The organism is Caballeronia sp. LZ008, from assembly GCF_031451435.1.
Taxonomy (GTDB): domain Bacteria; phylum Pseudomonadota; class Gammaproteobacteria; order Burkholderiales; family Burkholderiaceae; genus Caballeronia; species Caballeronia zhejiangensis.
On record NZ_JARUXK010000003.1, the window covers coordinates 1,178,974 to 1,196,547 of the forward strand.

At 63.6% G+C, this 17,574-nt stretch carries 15 protein-coding genes and 1 pseudogene; 7 read left to right on the forward strand and 9 right to left on the reverse strand.

The window, feature by feature from the left end:
- Positions 1 to 5 precede the first annotated feature (5 nt).
- The 7 genes from ccmC to QCE49_RS24355 are packed head-to-tail and all read left to right on the forward strand — an operon-like array spanning position 6 to position 5,233.
- Entirely contained in the window at positions 6 to 749 is a 744-nt protein-coding gene (gene ccmC / locus QCE49_RS24325) for a heme ABC transporter permease CcmC (RefSeq protein ID WP_250458169.1), read from the forward strand.
- Positions 746 to 871: a hypothetical protein gene (locus QCE49_RS24330; protein ID WP_268811663.1), complete on the forward strand. Its 126-nt coding sequence runs from the start codon at positions 746 to 748 to the stop codon at positions 869 to 871. The genes ccmC and QCE49_RS24330 overlap by 4 nt, the downstream gene beginning before the upstream one ends.
- Entirely contained in the window at positions 868 to 1,323 is a 456-nt protein-coding gene (gene ccmE, locus QCE49_RS24335) for a cytochrome c maturation protein CcmE (RefSeq protein ID WP_175982644.1), read from the forward strand. Before QCE49_RS24330 ends, ccmE begins: the two co-directional genes overlap by 4 nt.
- The gene (locus QCE49_RS24340) at positions 1,320 to 3,287 is read left to right on the forward strand and encodes a heme lyase CcmF/NrfE family subunit (RefSeq protein WP_250458170.1); all 1,968 of its coding nucleotides are present in this window, start codon (positions 1,320 to 1,322) and stop codon (positions 3,285 to 3,287) included. The genes ccmE and QCE49_RS24340 overlap by 4 nt, the downstream gene beginning before the upstream one ends.
- Positions 3,284 to 3,823 carry a DsbE family thiol:disulfide interchange protein gene (locus tag QCE49_RS24345; RefSeq protein WP_250458171.1) on the forward strand — a complete coding sequence of 180 codons (540 nt, stop codon included), beginning with the start codon at positions 3,284 to 3,286 and terminating at the stop codon, positions 3,821 to 3,823. Before QCE49_RS24340 ends, QCE49_RS24345 begins: the two co-directional genes overlap by 4 nt.
- Positions 3,816 to 4,208 carry a cytochrome c-type biogenesis protein gene (locus QCE49_RS24350; RefSeq protein ID WP_250458172.1) on the forward strand — a complete coding sequence of 131 codons (393 nt, stop codon included), beginning with the start codon at positions 3,816 to 3,818 and terminating at the stop codon, positions 4,206 to 4,208. Before QCE49_RS24345 ends, QCE49_RS24350 begins: the two co-directional genes overlap by 8 nt.
- Positions 4,205 to 5,233 carry a hypothetical protein gene (locus tag QCE49_RS24355; protein ID WP_250458173.1) on the forward strand — a complete coding sequence of 343 codons (1,029 nt, stop codon included), beginning with the start codon at positions 4,205 to 4,207 and terminating at the stop codon, positions 5,231 to 5,233. The genes QCE49_RS24350 and QCE49_RS24355 overlap by 4 nt, the downstream gene beginning before the upstream one ends.
- Before the next feature lie 9 nt (positions 5,234 to 5,242).
- Here QCE49_RS24355 and QCE49_RS24360 read toward each other — a convergent pair whose 3' ends face one another.
- The 9 genes and pseudogenes from QCE49_RS24360 to QCE49_RS24400 form a co-directional block, all read right to left on the reverse strand.
- The gene (locus tag QCE49_RS24360) at positions 5,243 to 5,464 is read right to left on the reverse strand and encodes a DUF3079 domain-containing protein (RefSeq protein WP_008349074.1); all 222 of its coding nucleotides are present in this window, start codon (positions 5,462 to 5,464) and stop codon (positions 5,243 to 5,245) included.
- A 127-nt stretch (positions 5,465 to 5,591) separates the two neighbouring features.
- Positions 5,592 to 6,767: a nitronate monooxygenase family protein gene (locus tag QCE49_RS24365; RefSeq protein WP_250458174.1), complete on the reverse strand. Its 1,176-nt coding sequence runs from the start codon at positions 6,765 to 6,767 to the stop codon at positions 5,592 to 5,594.
- A 75-nt stretch (positions 6,768 to 6,842) separates the two neighbouring features.
- Positions 6,843 to 7,511: a response regulator transcription factor gene (locus tag QCE49_RS24370; RefSeq protein ID WP_250458175.1), complete on the reverse strand. Its 669-nt coding sequence runs from the start codon at positions 7,509 to 7,511 to the stop codon at positions 6,843 to 6,845.
- A gap of 45 nt (positions 7,512 to 7,556) precedes the next feature.
- Positions 7,557 to 9,407: a type IV pili methyl-accepting chemotaxis transducer N-terminal domain-containing protein gene (locus QCE49_RS24375; protein WP_008349083.1), complete on the reverse strand. Its 1,851-nt coding sequence runs from the start codon at positions 9,405 to 9,407 to the stop codon at positions 7,557 to 7,559.
- Positions 9,408 to 9,425: 18 nt separating this feature from the next.
- Positions 9,426 to 10,109: a respiratory nitrate reductase subunit gamma gene (gene narI / locus QCE49_RS24380; protein ID WP_008349085.1), complete on the reverse strand. Its 684-nt coding sequence runs from the start codon at positions 10,107 to 10,109 to the stop codon at positions 9,426 to 9,428.
- Positions 10,106 to 10,819: a nitrate reductase molybdenum cofactor assembly chaperone gene (gene narJ / locus QCE49_RS24385; protein ID WP_250458176.1), complete on the reverse strand. Its 714-nt coding sequence runs from the start codon at positions 10,817 to 10,819 to the stop codon at positions 10,106 to 10,108. The genes narI and narJ overlap by 4 nt, the downstream gene beginning before the upstream one ends.
- A 13-nt stretch (positions 10,820 to 10,832) precedes the next feature.
- The gene (narH, locus tag QCE49_RS24390; RefSeq protein ID WP_250458177.1) at positions 10,833 to 12,386 is read right to left on the reverse strand and encodes a nitrate reductase subunit beta; all 1,554 of its coding nucleotides are present in this window, start codon (positions 12,384 to 12,386) and stop codon (positions 10,833 to 10,835) included.
- The gene (locus tag QCE49_RS24395) at positions 12,383 to 16,090 is read right to left on the reverse strand and encodes a nitrate reductase subunit alpha (RefSeq protein WP_250458178.1); all 3,708 of its coding nucleotides are present in this window, start codon (positions 16,088 to 16,090) and stop codon (positions 12,383 to 12,385) included. The genes narH and QCE49_RS24395 overlap by 4 nt, the downstream gene beginning before the upstream one ends.
- A 204-nt stretch (positions 16,091 to 16,294) precedes the next feature.
- Positions 16,295 to 17,245, reverse strand: a pseudogene (locus QCE49_RS24400) (MFS transporter); the annotation flags it as partial.
- Positions 17,246 to 17,574: the final 329 nt, after the last annotated feature.

A 17,574-nucleotide genomic window follows, 5' to 3' on the forward strand; every position in this document is an offset into this window, starting at 1 on the left:
CGCCTATGAACTGGTTCCGCTACGCGTCCGCCCGCAACTTCGAACGCTTCGCCGCGCGCGCGACGCCGTGGTTCGCGTTCGCGTCGGTCGTGTTCATCGCGATGGGACTCGTGATCGGCCTCGGCGTCGCGCCCGCCGATGCGCTGCAACGCGACATCTACCGCATCATGTTCGTGCATGTGCCCGCCGCGTGGATGTCGATGCTCATCTACCTCGTGATGGCCGCGTACAGCGCGCTGCATCTCGCGATGAACGCGCGCCTTTCCGCGATGATGGCCCGCGCGCTCGCCCCGACCGGCGCGTCGTTCACGGCGATCGCGCTGATTTCGGGCGCGTTGTGGGGCAAGCCGACGTGGGGCACATGGTGGGTCTGGGACGCGCGGCTCACGTCGGAGCTGATCCTGTTCTTCCTGTACGTCGGCTATCTCGCGCTGCACGCGGCCATCGACGGCACCCGCCGCGCCGATCGCGCGTGCTCGGTGCTCGCGCTGATCGGCGTCGTGAATGTCCCGATCATCTATTTTTCCGTGCAATGGTGGTACACGCTGCATCAAGGACCGTCGCTCGGATTCGGCAGCGGCGTCGCGATGGAAACGTCGATGGCTTGGGGCATCGCCGTGATGACGGCGGGATTCTGGTCGTATGCGATCGCCGTGGCGTTGGCGCGCGCGCGCGTCATCCTGCGCGCGGCCGAACGCGTGCGCGCGAGCGACGAGCGTCCGTCGCGAATCGAGGAGCGTGCCGCATGAACACGCTCGCATCCGTCCCGACGATGCTCGCCGCAAATCCGCTGCTTTGCGCCGCGTTCGCGATCACTTTTCTGCTGATGGGCGCGGAAGCGTGGCTGGTCCACCGCGCGCTGCGCCGATGAAAGCGCGCCATCGCCGCTTCGCGTTCATCGCGCTCGGCCTCGCGAGCGCCGCGCTCGCGTGCGCGTTCGTGCTCAACGCGTTCCGCGCCAACGTGATGTTCTTCGTCAGCCCGAGCGAGATCGCGTCGCACGAGGAAACGCGCACGCAGCGCTTCCGGCTCGGCGGACTCGTCGAACGCGGCTCGCTCTTGAAGCACGCCGACAGCCGCACGGTGAGCTTCGTCGTCACGGACGGGCGCGCGTCGATTCCTGTCGTCTACACGGGCGCGCTGCCCGATCTCTTTCGCGAAGGCAGCGGCGTCGTCGCGCAAGGCACGCTCGGCGCCGACGGACGTTTTCACGCCGACGAAGTCCTGGCCAAGCACGACGAAAAGTACACGCCGCCGCCACTCGAACGCGCGCTGCGTGAAGCGCGCGCATCGGCGGACGGGAACGCGGGAGCGCGCCGATGATCCCCGAGATCGGCCATTTCGCGCTCATCCTCGCGATGCTGCTCGCGCTCGTCGCGGGCATCGTGCCGATGCTCGGCGCGCGACTTGCCATCGAAGGATGGATGCGCGTCGCCGCGCCCGCCGCGTGCGGGCAATTCGGCTTCGTCGCGATCGCGTCCGGCTGTCTCGCGGCGTCGTTTCTCGACGACGATTTTTCCGTGATCTACGTCGTCGGCAATTCGAACTCGGCGCTGCCGGCCATTTATCGGTTCACCGCGGTCTGGGGCGGTCACGAAGGCTCGCTGCTGCTGTGGGCGCTGCTGCTCACGCTCTGGATGAGCGCGGTCGTGTGCTTCGGCAAGCGCCTGCCGTTGCCGTTCGCGGCGCGCGTGCTCGGCGTGATGAGCGGGATCGACGCGGGCTTTCTGCTTTTCATGCTGCTGACGTCGAATCCGTTCACGCGCATCATGCCGCCCGCGATGAACGGCCGCGATCTCAATCCGCTGTTGCAGGATCCCGGCATGGTGATTCATCCGCCGCTGCTGTACATGGGCTACGTCGGCTTTTCGGTGGCGTTCGCGTTCGCCATCGCCGCGCTGCTCGATGGCAAGCTCGACGCCGCCTGGGCGCGCGCCTCGCGCGCGTGGACGCTCGCCGCGTGGACGTTCCTGACGCTCGGCATCATGCTCGGCAGCGCGTGGGCGTACTACGAACTCGGCTGGGGCGGATGGTGGTTCTGGGATCCGGTCGAAAACGCGTCGTTCATGCCGTGGCTCGTCGGCACCGCGCTGATTCATTCGCTCGCCGCGACCGCCAAGCGCGGCGCGTTCCGCGCGTGGAGCGCGCTGCTCGCGATCTGCGCGTTCTCGCTCTCGTTGCTCGGCACGTTTCTCGTGCGCTCGGGCGTCGTGACATCGGTGCACGGCTTCGCGTCCGATCCGGCGCGCGGCGTGTTCATCCTCGCGCTGCTCGCGCTGTTTTCGGGCGGCGGTCTCGCGCTGTTCGCGTGGCGCGCGCCGCGAGCCGTGTCGGCGGTCGGTTTCGAGCCCGTATCCCGCGAGGCGTTGCTGCTGTCGAACAATCTGCTGATGCTCGTCGCCGCTGCATCGGTGATGCTCGGCACGCTCTATCCGATGGTCCTCGACGCGCTCGATCTCGACAAGATTTCCGTCGGCGCGCCGTACTTCGACAGCGTGTTCGTCCCGCTGATGACACCCGCGATCTTTCTGATGGGCGTCGGGCCGCTCGCGCGCTGGAAGGCCGCGCGTCTGCCGCAGCTTGCCGTGCGGCTGCGCTGGGCCGCGCTCGTGAGCGTGGCGAGCGCGTTCGTGCCCGGCGTGTCGCGTCCGTTCGTGAGCCTCGGCTTGCTGCTCGCCGCGTGGACGTTCGCGACGATCGCGACGAGCGTGATCGAGCGCATCATCAAGGGACGGCAGCGCGTGCGGCTCGCGACCGTCGGCATGTGGCTCGCACACGCGGGCGTCGGCGTGTTCGTCGTCGGCGTGACGATGGTGAAGGGCTTTCCCGTCGAACGCGACGCGCGGCTCGCGCCCGGCGAGAGCGTCGATGCGGGCGGATATCGCTTCCGGCTCGGCGACGTGCGCGCGATCGACGGACCGAACTATCGCGCGACGCGTGCGACGATCGCGGTGACGCGCGACGGCAAAGCTATCGCGACACTGCATCCGGAGAAACGCGAATTCCTCGTCTCCAACACGCCGACGACCGAAGCCGCCATCGATCGCGGCGTGCTGCGCGATCTGTACGTCGCGCTCGATCAGCCGGCGGGCGGCGGCGCGTGGACCGTGCGTATCCAGATCAAGCCGTTCGTGCGCTGGATCTGGGGCGGCTGCGTGTTGATGGCGCTCGGCGGCCTGCTCGCGGCGGCGGATCGGCGTTACGCGAAGCTGCGCGCGCCGCAACGGGCCGCCGCCGTTGCGATTGCCGTGGAACCGCGGCGAAGCATCGGCGAGACAGGACGATGAAGCGCTTTCTGATTCCGCTCGCCGTGTTCGGTCTGCTCGTCGCGGTGCTCGCGGCCGGTTTGCGCCACGATCCGCGTCGCCTGCCTTCCGCGCTCATCGGCAAACCCGCGCCGGAGTTCGATCTGCCGCGTCTCGATGCCGCGAACCGGACGATGTCGTCGCACGCGCTGCGCGGACAGGTGTGGATTCTGAACGTGTGGGCGTCGTGGTGCGAAGCGTGCCGCGATGAGCATGCCGTCCTGATGGATTTCGCGGCGAGCGGCGCGGCGCCGGTGTACGGCCTGAACTACCGCGACGAACGTGCGCCCGCGCTGCAATGGCTCGAGACGGCGGGCAATCCGTACGTGACGTCGTTCGTCGATCGCGACGGGCGCACCGGCATCGACTATGGCGTGTACGGCGTGCCGGAGACGTTCGTGATCGATCGCGCGGGCGTCGTGCGCTATCGGCAGGCGGGTCCGCTCACGCGCGCGTCGATCGATGGCGTGATTGGTCCGCTCGTCGGCAAGCTGCAAAAGGAGAACGCGCGTGATTAGGCGGCTCGCGTGGATGGTCGCTGCGTGCATCGGGTGCGCTCAGGCGCAGCAATCGCCCGATGACGAACGCGCGCGCCATCTCGCGGAGCATTTCCGCTGCGTCGTGTGCCAGAACCAGAGCCTCGCCGATTCGACCGCCGATCTCGCCGCCGATCTGCGCGCGCGCATTCGCGAGCAAGTCGGGCAAGGCGCGAGCGACGAGCAGATTCAGGCGTACATGGTGCGCCGATACGGCGACTTCGTGCTGTATCGGCCGCCCGTGAAGCCCGTCACGTGGGCGCTGTGGTTCGGGCCGTTCGCCGTGCTCGCGGCGGGCGCGGTTGCGATGGCGCTGCATATCCGGCGCGCGCATCAGACCCGAAGAAAAAGGAGCATGAGCCGATGATCCCGTTCTGGCTGATCGTTGCCGCGATGCTCTTCGCCGCGCTCGCATGCGTCGTGCCGCCGCTGTTGCGCGCGCGCGTCGCGAATCAGCGAACGACGCACGCCGCGCTCGCCGGCTTGCTGATCGCGCTCGTGCCGGCGTCCGCGCTGACGCTTTACATGCGTGTCGGCGATCCGGCGGCGCTCGCGATTCAAGCGGCGGCGGGTTCATCGGCGAGCGAACACGCGGACACGCCCCGGTCGATGGAAGCGGCCGTCAGTCTTCTGGCCGCGCGGTTGCGGCGCAATCCCGACGACGCCCAAGGCTGGACGATGCTCGCGCGTTCGTACATGGTGCTGACGCGCGCCGACGATGCCGCGCAGGCGTATCGGCGGGCGGTTGCGCTGAATCCGCGCGATGCCGAATTGCTTGCCGATTACGCCGATGCCATCGCGAGCGCGACCGGCGGCGATCTCAACGACGCGGCGCTGAAGGTCATCCACTCGGCGCTCGCGCTCGACGCGACGCAGCCGAAAGCGCTGGCGCTGGCTGCATCGGCGGCATTCGACCGGCGCGAATACACGCAAGCCATCGGATACTGGGAGCGTTTGAGGCAGGTGCCGGATCTCGCGCCGCAGGTCGCGCAGCAGGCGCAGAAGAATATCGACGAAGTGCGGGCGATCGCGGACGGCACCGGTTCGGCGTCGATCGAAGTCCGCGTGCAGTTGAGCCCTGAGTTCGCGTCGCGCGTCCGTCCAACGGATACGGTCTTCGTCTACGCGCTCGCCGATGATGGCTCACGCATGCCGATCGCGGTCCAGCGCCTGAGCGCGAACCAGCTTCCTGCGACGGTTTATCTCAACGATTCAATGTCGATGACGCCGAACCGCCGCCTCTCGGATTTCGAGCGCATCGACATCGCTGCGCGCGTGTCGGCGTCCGGGAAAGCGCGGCCATCGCCCGGCGATCTGAGCGGATCGAGCGGACGGGTATCGACGAAAGATGCGGGCGTGATTGAAGTGACGATCGGCGAAATCGTGCGCTGAAGTCGCGATTCAGCGCGCTTTGGCGACGGACGGTTGAATCGACTTGGCGTTGTCGGCGATTTCGAGGCCCCAATCGCCTTGCTCGTACCAGTCTTCGCCAAGCAACTCGGCCGGATGCTGCGTCCGGCTCGAACCGTTTCCGCAACGCATGGCGTCCGTCGCGCAATAGTGATCGCAACCCCAGCAATTGCGCTCGGGATGCTTTGGGTTCAGGGGAAAGCGCTTCGACATCGTGCGGTACTCCGTGGATTGCGGCGTGCGAGCCAATCGGCATCAAGCCTAAGATCGGCCCCGTTCCGAGCCAATAGGAACGGGACGATCGGTCACGGCTCGCAGCGAAACACGATGTTTCCGCTTCTCAGCACGCCGCCGGGGACGATTTCGTCGCGCCCGTCAACAGGAGTTCGATCAGATCGCGCACGTTGCGGATCGCTGCGCCGAACGGCAGTTTTTCGCGCCCGCGGAAGAACAGTCCATTGCCGACGTCGCCCCGCAATGCCGCGGCAAGCCGCGTATCGATGCAGAAATGCCCGAATTTCTCGATGCCATCGCGCAAGCCGCACGCGCTCAGGCATTCGAGCGCCGACGGACACGTCTGTTTGCGCGCGCCGATTTTCGTTCGAATGCGTTCTTCGTTACGCAGATAGCGCATGAGCCACGGCGTCTTGACGGCGCGCGCGGGCAGGCCGGTCACGCTGATGAACTCGACGATATCTTCGGGCTCCGCCTCGACCAGCACGCGCTTGAACTCCGGATGCGCGTCGCCCTCCTCGGTGACGGCGAACGGCGTGCCGACCTGCACGCCGTTGGCGCCGGCCGTGAGCCACTTGCGCACGGCTTCATGGCTGTTGATGCCGCCCGCGACGATCACCGGCACGTCTTCGCGCTTGAGTCCGAGCGCCGCAAACGATGCATCGAGTTCCTTCAGAACGCGCTCGAAGCCGAAGCGCTCGTCGTTCATATCGGCGACGTCCGCGACGCCGAGATGGCCACCCGCGTGTCCGGGATGCTCGATCACGATGGCGTCGGGCAAGCGGCCTTTCTTCATCCATTTCTTGAGGACGAGCGTGACGCCGCGGCTATCGGAGAGAATCGGAATGAGCGCGATATCGCAACCTTGCGTGAGATCGGGCAAGTCGAGCGGCAGGCCCGCGCCCATCACGATGGCATCGGCGCCCTCTTCGCACGCCACGCGCACGTAATCGGCGTGCGCGCTCACGGCTTTCATCACGTTCACGGCGATCATGCCGCGTCCTTGCGACAACTCGCGCGCCGACTTGATCTCGCGCGCGAGCGCGATGAGGTTGGCGCGCTCGAGCGTCGGCCGCGAGTGGTCTTCGCGGCAAATGGCGAGCAAGTCTTCGTGATGATGACGCAAGTCGATGCTCGCGATGGTGCCGACCGCGCCTTCTCGCGCGACGCTGCCCGCGAGCCGATGCGCGGAAATGCCGACGCCCATGCCGCCCTGCACGATCGGCAGCAGATTGCGGCCGCGAATCGTGAGCGGCGCGAAAGAATGATCGTGAGAGGTCATGGGCAAATCAGTTTGATGTGAATTCATGGTGTACAGCTTGATGTGATCCGAGCTTCGATGCAGCGCGACGACCGTTCAAACGGCTTCCGTTGCCTGCACCGCATCGTGCCCGACCGCGTAGATCGCGACCTGCACGCGGCTCGTGAGATTGAGCTTGCGCAAAATGTTGCGCACGTGGATCTTCACCGTGCTTTCCGCGAGCATCAGCGAGCGCGCGATTTCCTTGTTGCTTGCACCGTGCGACAGTTCGCGCATGATGTCGCGCTCGCGCGTAGTGAGTGGATCGGCGGCGACCGCTGGAGCGGGAACCGGCGCGGCCTTCGGTGCACGCATGCTTGCGATGAACTTCGCCGTCATGTCGTCCGCGATGACGGGCTGGCCCCCCGCCGCCTTGCGGATCGCGCTTGCGAGCGTCTCCGTTTCGATGCTCTTGAGCAGATAGCCGCACGCGCCATCGCGCAATGCCAATGAAAGTTCGTCGAGATCTTCGGATACGGTCAGCATGACGACCGCCGTTTCCGGTACGTCCTGCACGAGCAACTTGAGCGTTTCGAGGCCGGATAGTCCGGGCATGTTGAGATCGAGCAAAATCACGTCCGGGCGAAATTGCTTGGCGCGCTTGAGACCTTCGAGCCCGTCGGACGCTTCGCCGACGACTTCGAAGTCTGACTGCCGTTGCAGGAGCGCGTGAACGCCTGAGCGAAATAACGCGTGGTCGTCGATCAACAGAATGCGGATGGTCATGACACAACTCGAAGCAACTCTCGAAGCGAGCGCGCGTGACCATATTCAGACAGCCTGACGCGCCGGGGCGGGCAAGACGAGTTCGACGCGCGCCCCGCATGCTGGCGCTCCGGTCAGCCGCAGAATTGCGCCGAGCCTTTGCGCGCGCTCGCGCATGATATGAAAGCCGACATGCGTCTCGCCAAGGACGGCCATCTCCTTTGGATCGTAGCCCTGACCATCATCTTCGACAAGGAGGCTAAAGTCACGACCATTGACGATCGTCACGAAAACGCGCTGAGCTTCCGCGTGTTTGCGAATGTTCGACAGCGCCTCCTGCAAAATGAAAAGCACTTGCAACTGCTGATCCGGCGGCAAAGGCAAGCCGCCTTCCTCCCGATAATCGAGCGATGGCGCAATGCCCGTTTGCATGCCAAAGCGTTCGACGGATTCGTTTACCGCCCGCCTCAGATCGCCGGTGCCGAGCCTAGTGCGGAAATTCATCAGGAGTTCCCGAACGTCGTCGTAGCTTTCCGCCAATCCGCCCGTAAGCATAGGCACGATTTCGCGGATTTCGTCCATGCGTTCTTCGCGCGTGGCCGCATCCAGAAGATGTACCTGCATCTTCATGAAGTTCAGGCTTTGCGCGATGCTGTCATGCAAGCCCTGCGCAACGAGATTTCGCTCCTCCGACACCGCAAGCTGCCGCGCCAATGCCGCAAGCCGTCGGTTCTTGAGCGCTGTGCCGAAGTGCGTGCCGAGTGTTTCGAGCAAGTGCGCTTCGGTTGCGGGAATAGTCCGCTCGCCGCCGAAGTGCAGCGAGAACGCGCCGAGCTTCTCGCCTTGCGAAACGATGCTGAACGCCGCGACGCTCGCGAAACCCGCGCGTTGGCATGAACGCTGCGCGCATGCGCAGGCGTCTGCGGCGAAGCAACTTTCATCCTGAAGCAGCGCGGCCGGCAATCCTTCCGAGCCGATCAGACGCACTTGACCATCTTCGGTGAAGAGACGAACCGCCGCGCCGTCGGCGTCGAATTGACGCATGAGGCGTGCAAGAAAGCCTCGGCACAGCGCATCGACGTCATTCGGCTGATTCACGAACGCCGCCATTTCATAAAGGGCCGTCAGTTCGCGGTTCTGCGCGGCCAGCTCGGCGGTCTTCGCTTCGACCCGGCCCGCAAGGTCGCGATAGAGCGTCTGCAATTCCGCGGCCATGCGATTGAAGCCCGCGGCAAGATGTCCGAACTCGTCCTGCGTTTCGACGGGCAGACGCGCATCGAACTCGCGTGCCTCGATGCGCGCAAGCCCGTCCTGCAAGCGCTGAACGGGCACGACGATCCACAAGAAGAGCAAATAGACGATCGCCGCGGTGCCGATACACGCCATCGCCGCAAGCGCCATCTGCGACGTGCGCAGCCACGCGGTCTTGCGTGCGTTCTCCCGCTCGATCAAGCCGACGAGGTCGTCGGCGCCAGTGACGAAAGTGCGCAATTGCAGCAGATAGCGCGCCACCGCCTGTGGGTCTGCGCTCGCCATGCCCTCGCGAACATCGGGTTCGAGTCGCGAATGCCACGCGTTCGCGACGTGATCGAACTGTCGGCGCACATCGACATCGTCTGGAAGGAAGAGCGGGCGCGCTGGATCGCCTTTACGCAGGCGGTCGAGCGTTGCGTTCATCTGCTCGATCTGCAGTTGCAGCAACGGCGATGGCGCCTTTTCACCCTTCAATAGCGCAATTGCGACTGCGTTCGCGCGCATGCGCAGGCTGCCTGCGTCGTTGATCGCGGCGCCTGCACCCTGCAGTTGCCATGAGAGCCAGAGTGTCCCGCCGATCATCGCGAGCACGAGAACCAGCGACACCATCGACAGCGTGACGATGCGTGTGGTTAGACGTTCGCGAAACGACGACAGGAACATGCTTCTCGATCAAGGGAATCAGCGGCTGCGGACCAATTGCCAGGCCCGCCCAAGATAGCCGAGCGAAGCGAAGCCGCTCCACACATGCACGAGACGCGTGAACGGGAATATCACGAAGAGACTCATGCCCATGAACAAATGTATACGGAAGAGCAGCGGCGCATCTGCGACATAGTGCGCGGCATCGGCTCTGAACGTGAAGATGTGCTGGGCCCAGGTCATGAGCCGCACCATCATCGAGCCGTCCATGTGACCGGCCGATACGCCAATCGTCGATAGACCCAGGAGCAGCGTGATCAAGATCCACAGCAACAACACGCGGTCGCCGACTTTCGTCACGGCGGACAGGCGCGCGCTCGTCAAGCGTCGATGCAGCAGGATCAGCAAGCCTGCGAGGCATAACGTGCCCATTACACCCCCAGCGATCATTGCGAATACCTGCTTGACGCTATGCTCGACGCCGAGCGCGTCCCATACGGCGACCGGCGTGAGCAGGCCGACGAGATGCCCGAAGAACAGCCCGAGAATCCCGACGTGAAACAAGATGTTGCCAAGTCTGAGATTGCCGCGATCGACGAGTTGGGTGCTATCCGCCTTCCACGAATATTGCTCGCGTTCGAAACGCACGAAGCTGCCGAAGAGAAAGATGCTGGCGGCGATATACGGATAGATACCGAAAAAGAAGGAGTTGAGCATGTTCATCGTGCGTCCTTTGCGGCAAGAGCGGCCGCGCCGGCAGTCATTGCGCCGCGCGGATGAAAGCGAATGGTCTGCGTATCCTGGCGCATGTGCGGTGCGAGCAGCGGCTCGACGCCGTCCGCGCCGGGACCGAAGGTTTCGAGCATTTCGTCCATGTCGCGCACGGGCGGCTGCGTGAGCGGACGCGGCTCGACCGTCGCGAGCTCGCGCAACACCGCGAAAACCGTCGAATACGGGCTCTCATTGCGCGCGAGACGTTCACCGATGGCATCGAGCACATGAATGGCGTCATTGAGCAGCGACTGCGCGCGGGCCGGCTCGATCGCGCCCAGCGCTTCGAGAAAAAGCGGCACGTAGTCGGGCAGTTCGTTCGATTCGATATCGAGGCCGAGACCGCGATACTCGTCGAGCAGATCGACCATCGCCTGACCGCGATCGCGGCTTTCGCCATGAACGTGTTCGAACAGATGCAGCGAATGCGACGGATTGCGGTCGAACGTGGCCACGTATGTAAGTTGCACTTCGATCAGCGGACGCTTCAGCGACGCGATGAGCGGTGCAAGGCGCGTTTGGGCCTGCGGCCAGTCGTGCAACGCGGCTTCGATTTCTGGCAGCGCGTCATCGTGCAACGCGGCTTCGATTTCTGGCAGCGCGTCAAGAAGCGCGGGCTCGGGATAATCGAGCAGCGCGGAAAGTATGGAATAGAGCGACATGTGTGATCCTCGGTCAGCCTTCCTGCAGTGCCTTCTTGCGCGACTTCGGCAACGCCGCGTAACTTACTTCGCCGTGCGTTCGCGATCCGAAAAGCGATCCGTCCGATACCCCCGATGATCCGCAATTGCCGAACGAGAAACCGCAACTGCCCTTTTCGTCAAAGCTGTCCTGCGCCATTTCCTTGTGCGACGACGGCACGACGAAACGGTCTTCGTAGTTGGCGATCGCCATCAATTGATACATCTCTTCCACTTGCGACGCGGTGAGGCCGACATCGTTCAGCACGGCGTCATCGTTCACGTTGTTCACGTTCTGCGCACGCTTGAACGCGCGCATCGCGAGCATGCGGTTCAGCGCGGAGACGATCGGCGCCTCGTCGCCGGCGGTGAGCAGGTTCGCGAGATAGCGCATGGGAATGCGCAAGCTCTTCACGTCCGGAATCACGCCGTTCATGCCCATGTGACCGGCATCCGCGGCCGACTGGATCGGCGAGAGCGGCGGCACGTACCAGACCATAGGCAGCGTGCGGTATTCCGGATGCAACGGGAACGCGACCTTCCACTCGCACGCCATGCGATACACCGGCGAGCGCTTCGCCGCGTCGAGCCAGCTTTGCGCGATGCCCTGACGGAGCGCTTCGGCCTGAACTTGCGGGTCGTGCGGATCGAGGAACAGATCGAGTTGCGACTGATAGAGATCCGTCGTCGCTTCGACCGACGCAGCCTCGGCAATGCGGTCCGCGTCGTACAGCATCACGCCGAGATAGCGGATACGGCCTACGCAGGTTTCCGAGCACACCGTCGGCTCACCCGCTTCGATACGCGGATAACAGAACACGCACTTCTCGGCCTTGCCCGACTTCCAGTTGAAATACATCTTCTTGTACGGGCAACCGGACACGCACATGCGCCAGCCGCGGCACTTGTCCTGATCGACGAGCACGATGCCATCGTCTTCGCGCTTGTACACCGAACCCGACGGGCACGACGCCACGCATGCCGGATTCAGGCAGTGCTCGCACAGTCGCGGCAGATACATCATGAAGGTGTTCTCGAATGTCGAGTACATCTCCTTCTGCACGTTTTCGAACAGAGCGTCGCGTCCGCGCGAATCGAATTCGCCGCCGAGATCGTCTTCCCAGTTCGGGCCCCAATGGATCTTGTCCATCTTCTTGCCCGTGATCGCGGACACCGGGCGCGCCGTGGGCGGCGTTTCCGAAAGCGGCGCGTTCTGCAGGCGCTCGTAGTCGTATGTAAACGGCTCGTAGTAGTCGTCGATGGCAGGCAGATTCGGATTCGCGAAAAGGTTCGCGAGCACTTTCAGCTTGGGCCCTTGGCGCGGCTCGAGGCGTCCGTCGCTTTTGCGAATCCAGCCGCCGTTCCACTTCTCCTGGTTCTCCCACTGCTTCGGATAGCCGATGCCCGGCTTCGTCTCGACGTTGTTGAACCACGCGTACTCGACGCCATCGCGCGATGTCCACACGTTCTTGCACGTCACCGAACACGTATGGCAGCCGATGCACTTGTCCAGATTCAGGACCATCGCCACCTGGGCGCGGATCTTCATGATGCTGCTCCTTCCTTCAGCGGGCCTTCGAGCCAGTCGACTTTCTTCATCTTGCGCACGATCACGTATTCGTCGCGGTTGCTGCCCACGGTGCCGTAATAGTTGAAACCGTAAGCCTGTTGCGCATATCCGCCGATCATGTGCGTCGGCTTGAGCACTGTGCGCGTGACCGAGTTATGGATACCGCCGCGCATGCCGCTCGTCTCCGCGCCCGGCACATTGATGATCTTTTCCTGCGCGTGATACATGAGGCACATTCCGCGCGGCACCCGCTGACTGACGACGACGCGCGCCGTCAGCGTGCCGTTCACGTTGAACACTTCGACCCAGTCGTTGTCCCTGAGACCGGCTTCCTTTGCTTCCGCTTCCGAGACCCACACATGCGGGCCACCGCGCGACAGCGTGAGCATGCGCAGGTTGTCCGTGTACGTCGAGTGAATGCCCCATTTCTGGTGCGGCGTGATCCAATTCAGCACCAGTTCGTGCTCGCCGTTAGGCTTTGCACCGAGCATCGGCGCAATGGTTTTCGTGTCGATCGCGGGCTTGTAGACGCACGAGCCCTCGCCGAAATCGAGCATCCAGCGGTGATCCTGATAGAACTGCTGACGCCCCGTGAGCGTGCGCCATGGAATCAGTTCGTGAACGTTCGTGTAGCCCGCGTTGTAGCTGACTTCTTCCGACTCGAGCCCGGACCATGTGGGCGCGGAAATGATCTTGCGCGGTTGCGCCTGAACGTCGCGGAAACGGATCTTGTCGTGCTCGCGACCGAGCGCGAGGTGCGAATGATCGCGTCCCGTGATCTTCGAGAGCGCTTCCCACGCCTTCACCGCGACGTGGCCGTTCGTTTCAGGCGCAAACGTGAGAATCATCTCGGCGGCGTCGATGGCCGTCTCAAGACGCGGACGTCCCTTGCTCTGACCGGATAGATTCCCGAGCTCTTCGACTTCGTACGCCGTATTCCAGTTGATGCCCTTGCCGCCGTTCCCTAGTTTCTCCAGCAGCGGACCGACCGACGTGAACTTCTCGTAGATCGCGGTGTAGTCGCGCTCGACGACCGTCATCGAGGGCGCCGTCTTGCCCGGGATCAGGTCACATTCGCCGCGACGCCAGTCCTTCGGCTCGAACGCCTGGCCAAGTTCGCCCGGCGTGTCGTGCATGAGCGGCGTGCAGACGAGGTCCGTGCGCGTGCCGAGATGCTTTCCGCCGATTTCCGCAAACTTCTTCGCGATGGTCTTATAAATTTCCCAGTCGCTCTTGCTTTCCCATAACGGTTGCACCGCTTCTGACAACGGATGGATGAACGGATGCATGTCCGACGTGTTGAGGTCGTTCTTCTCATAGAACGTCGCGCTCGGCAGCACGATGTCGCCATAGAGGCAAGTCGTGCTCATACGGAAATCGAGCACGGTCAGCAGATCGAGTTTGCCTTCCGCCGCGTCGCGCACGTTCACTTCGCCGGGTTTGATCGCGTCGGCTTCATCGCCGAAGAGCGCGTTCTGCGTACCGAGAAGATACTTCAGGAAGTATTCGTGTCCCTTGCCGGAGCTGCCCAGAATATTCGACCGCCACACGAACATGTTGCGCGGGAAGTTCGCCGGATTGTCGGGGTCGTCGCATGCGAAATCGAGCTTGCCCGACTTGAGTTGCTCCACCGTGTATTCAATCGGATCGCGACCCGCGCGCTTCGCGGCGTCGACGATATCGAGCGGATTCGCACCGAGTTGCGGCGCCGAGGGCAACCAGCCCATGCGCTCGGACTTCGCGTTCATGTCAAGCATCGAGAGATTCTCGTAACGCGACTTGTCGGCGGTCGGCCCGAGAATTTCGTCGACGGCGACTTTCTCGTGACGCCATTGGCTCGTATGGTTATAGAAGAACGACGTGCCGTTCATCTGGCGCGGCGGACGGGACCAGTCGAGTGCGAACGCGAGCGGCGCCCAGCCGAATTGCGGACGGAGCTTTTCCTGGCCGACGTAATGCGCCCAGCCGCCACCGCTCTTGCCGACACAGCCGCACATCATCAGAAGGTTGATGATGCCGCGATAAATCATGTCGTTGTGATACCAGTGATTCAGCGCTGCGCCGACGATCACCATGCTCTTGCCTTGCGTACGGTCCGCATTGTCGGCGAACTCACGCGCCACCTGGATCACGAGACGGCGTGGCACGGTCGTGTGCTTTTCCTGCCATGCGGGCGTGTACGGGGTGTCGTCGTCATAGGACGTCGCGACGTTCGCGCCACCGAGGCCCTGATCCACGCCGTAGTTCGCCATCTGCAAGTCGTACACGGTCGCAACGCGCGCGCCCGTGCCGTCTGCGAGCGTGATGCGCTTCACCGGCACGCGACGCGCGAGCAGTGCGTCATGCTCCGCGCCGAAGTATGGGAAGCTCACCTCTGCAATCTCGTCATGAGCGTCGATCAGCGACAGGCACGGATCGATGTCGCGACCCGAACCGCCGTCCTTCTGTTCGAGGTTCCAACGGCCGACTTTCGCGCCGTCGTTGTGATTCGCCTCGCCCCAGCGGAACCCGATCGTGCCGTTCGGCGCGACGATCTTGCCGCTCGTCTCGTCGATGACGAGCGTCTTCCATTGCGGATTGTTCGCTTCGTCGAGATCGTTCTGCAGTTGCGATGCGCGCAGGAAATGATCGGGCACGAGCGTGCCTTCGTGTTCGCGCAGCACGACGAGCATCGGCATGTCGGTATAGCGCTTCACGTAGTCACGGAAGTACGCTGACTTGCCGCTCGCGTGGAATTCCTTCAGCACGACGTGGCCCATCGCCATGGCGAGCGCGGCGTCCGTGCCCTGCTTCGGCGCGAGCCAGATGTCGCCGAACTTCACCATTTCGCCGTAATCCGACGACACCGCGACCGTCTTCGTGCCCTTGTAGCGCACTTCGGTGTAGAAGTGCGCGTCGGGCGTGCGCGTCTGCGGCACGTTCGAGCCCCAAACCATCAGGTACGTGGAGTTGTACCAGTCGGCGGATTCGGGCACGTCGGTCTGCTCGCCCCAAATTTGCGGCGATGCGGGCGGCAGATCACAGTACCAGTCGTAGAACGACAGGCATGCGCCGCCGATCAGGCTCAGATAGCGCGCGCCGGCCGCATAGGAAACCATCGACATCGCTGGAATCGGCGAGAAACCGATCACGCGGTCAGGCCCGTACTTGCCAATGGTGTACGCATTCGCCGCCGCGATGATCTCGCTCGCGGTGTCCCAGTCGGCGCGCACGAAACCGCCGAGGCCGCGCACGCTCTTGTAGCGCTTTGCCTTCACGGGGTCTTCGCAAATGGACGCCCACGCCGCGACCGGATCGAGCGTCTTGCGCGCTTCGCGCCACATTTCGATGAGACGGCCGCGAACCATCGGATGCTTCACGCGCTGCGCGGAATACACGTACCAGCTATACGACGCGCCGCGCGGACACCCGCGCGGTTCGTGATTCGGCAAATCGGGGCGCGTGCGCGGATAATCCGTCTGCTGCGTTTCCCACGTGATCAGGCCGTTCTTCACGTAGACCTTCCACGAGCACGAGCCCGTGCAGTTCACGCCATGCGTGGAGCGCACGATCTTGTCGTGCTGCCAGCGGCTGCGATAGCCGTTTTCCCATTTGCGGTCTTCGTTCACGACCGCGCCATGTCCATTCGAGAACGTGGACTTGATGCGCGACATGAACTTCAGCCGATCCAGAAAGTGACTCATCCGTTTCTCCGGGCGTGGCGGCCATGCGCCGCCATGAATACGTTGATTCGAGTGTAGGGACGCGATCGCCGCGCGCCCATTCCCCGAAAGGAGGCGTCGACGCGCATCAGACGGACTAGTGCGCGTACTCCTTTCGGACTAGGTCTATCTCCGCGCACGCGGACGAACTTGAGGCCCGACTACGCGCCCCGCGTGCCGGAGGGTTCAGCAAGGCATGTCCGCATTGCGGCGTGCGTAGCAGAACCACGTCACCGCCGCGCACAGCGCATAGAAGGCGATGAAGCACCAGAGCGCGGTGTCGGGCGAGCCGGTCATGCTCATCGACGTGCCAAAGCTGCGCGGAATGAAGAAGCCGCCGTACGCGCCGATTGCACCGGCAAAGCCGAGCACCGCCGCCGATTCTTTTCCCGCTTCGTGCAGCGCCTGCTTTTTCGCCGAGTCGGATTCGCCTTCGGCTTCGCGCTGCTTCTGCGTCAGGAAGATCACGGGGATCATGCGGAAGGTCGAGCCGTTGCCGATGCCCGTCAGCGCGAACAGTGCGATGAACATCGCGAGGAAGCCGGCGAAGTTGCCGCTCGCGCCGTCGTGCGGCAGAAACGCCATCACGCCGAACACCGCCGCGATCATCGCGATGAAGGTCCACAGCGTCACGCGCGCGCCGCCGAGGCGATCCGAGATCCAGCCGCCGACCGGCCGCGTGAGCGCGCCAGCGAGCGGCCCGAGGAACGCGTAAGCAGTGGGATTGACCGATGGGAACTCAGCCTTCGTCAGCAACGCGAGGCCCGCCGAAAAGCCGATGAACGAACCGAACGTGCCGATGTACAACAGGCACATGAGCCAGTTGTGCTTGCGCCGGAATATGACGGCCTGTTCGGCGAACGAGGCTTTTGCATCGGCGATGTCGTTCATCCCGAACCAGGCCGCGAGCGCCGAGATGACGATGAACGGCACCCAGATGAAGCCCGCATTCTGCAGCCAGATGCTGTGCTCGACGCCGTTCACGTCGTAGGACTGGCCTGCGCCCGCGAATGCGCCGAACACGCTCGCCGAGATCACGAGCGGCGTCACGAACTGAACGATCGACACGCCCAGATTGCCGATGCCTGCGTTCATGCCCGTCGCGAAACCCTTCTTCGCCTTCGGGAAAAATAATGCGCAGCTAAAAATTATGCCGAGTTTGCGTCGTCCGGCTCGTCACGCACACCGGTGCGACGCGCCTTGCAGAGATCTGTGGCTTGCAGGAAACTGCACATAAAAAAGGTGCTTTCCTGTTTGGGTTGTAACCCATTCAGGAGAATCATCATGATCGGCTTGGTTCCTCTTCGACCGCAGCCTCAGGCGTGGTTGTGGCGCAGCGTCCTTTCTCCCTTCGCAGCGCGCTACTGCGAATATCTCGTTGATACCGGCTACGCAGCTCGTACCATCAACATCTACGTAAGGTGCGTCGCGCACTTTGCGTATTGGCTTACAACCCACCGTTTTGC

Bases quoted from the DNA above. Each gene is read 5' to 3' on its own strand.
- ccmC (WP_250458169.1), top strand. From the start codon at position 6: ATGAACTGGTTCCGCTACGCGTCCGCCCGCAACTTCGAACGCTTCGCC.
- QCE49_RS24330 (WP_268811663.1), top strand. From the start codon at position 746: ATGAACACGCTCGCATCCGTCCCGACGATGCTCGCCGCAAATCCGCTG.
- ccmE (WP_175982644.1), top strand. From the start codon at position 868: ATGAAAGCGCGCCATCGCCGCTTCGCGTTCATCGCGCTCGGCCTCGCG.
- QCE49_RS24340 (WP_250458170.1), top strand. From the start codon at position 1,320: ATGATCCCCGAGATCGGCCATTTCGCGCTCATCCTCGCGATGCTGCTC.
- QCE49_RS24345 (WP_250458171.1), top strand. From the start codon at position 3,284: ATGAAGCGCTTTCTGATTCCGCTCGCCGTGTTCGGTCTGCTCGTCGCG.
- QCE49_RS24355 (WP_250458173.1), top strand. From the start codon at position 4,205: ATGATCCCGTTCTGGCTGATCGTTGCCGCGATGCTCTTCGCCGCGCTC.
- QCE49_RS24360 (WP_008349074.1), bottom strand. From the start codon at position 5,464: ATGTCGAAGCGCTTTCCCCTGAACCCAAAGCATCCCGAGCGCAATTGC.
- QCE49_RS24365 (WP_250458174.1), bottom strand. From the start codon at position 6,767: ATGACCTCTCACGATCATTCTTTCGCGCCGCTCACGATTCGCGGCCGC.
- QCE49_RS24370 (WP_250458175.1), bottom strand. From the start codon at position 7,511: ATGACCATCCGCATTCTGTTGATCGACGACCACGCGTTATTTCGCTCA.
- QCE49_RS24375 (WP_008349083.1), bottom strand. From the start codon at position 9,407: ATGTTCCTGTCGTCGTTTCGCGAACGTCTAACCACACGCATCGTCACG.
- narI (WP_008349085.1), bottom strand. From the start codon at position 10,109: ATGAACATGCTCAACTCCTTCTTTTTCGGTATCTATCCGTATATCGCC.
- narJ (WP_250458176.1), bottom strand. From the start codon at position 10,819: ATGTCGCTCTATTCCATACTTTCCGCGCTGCTCGATTATCCCGAGCCC.
- narH (WP_250458177.1), bottom strand. From the start codon at position 12,386: ATGAAGATCCGCGCCCAGGTGGCGATGGTCCTGAATCTGGACAAGTGC.
- QCE49_RS24395 (WP_250458178.1), bottom strand. From the start codon at position 16,090: ATGAGTCACTTTCTGGATCGGCTGAAGTTCATGTCGCGCATCAAGTCC.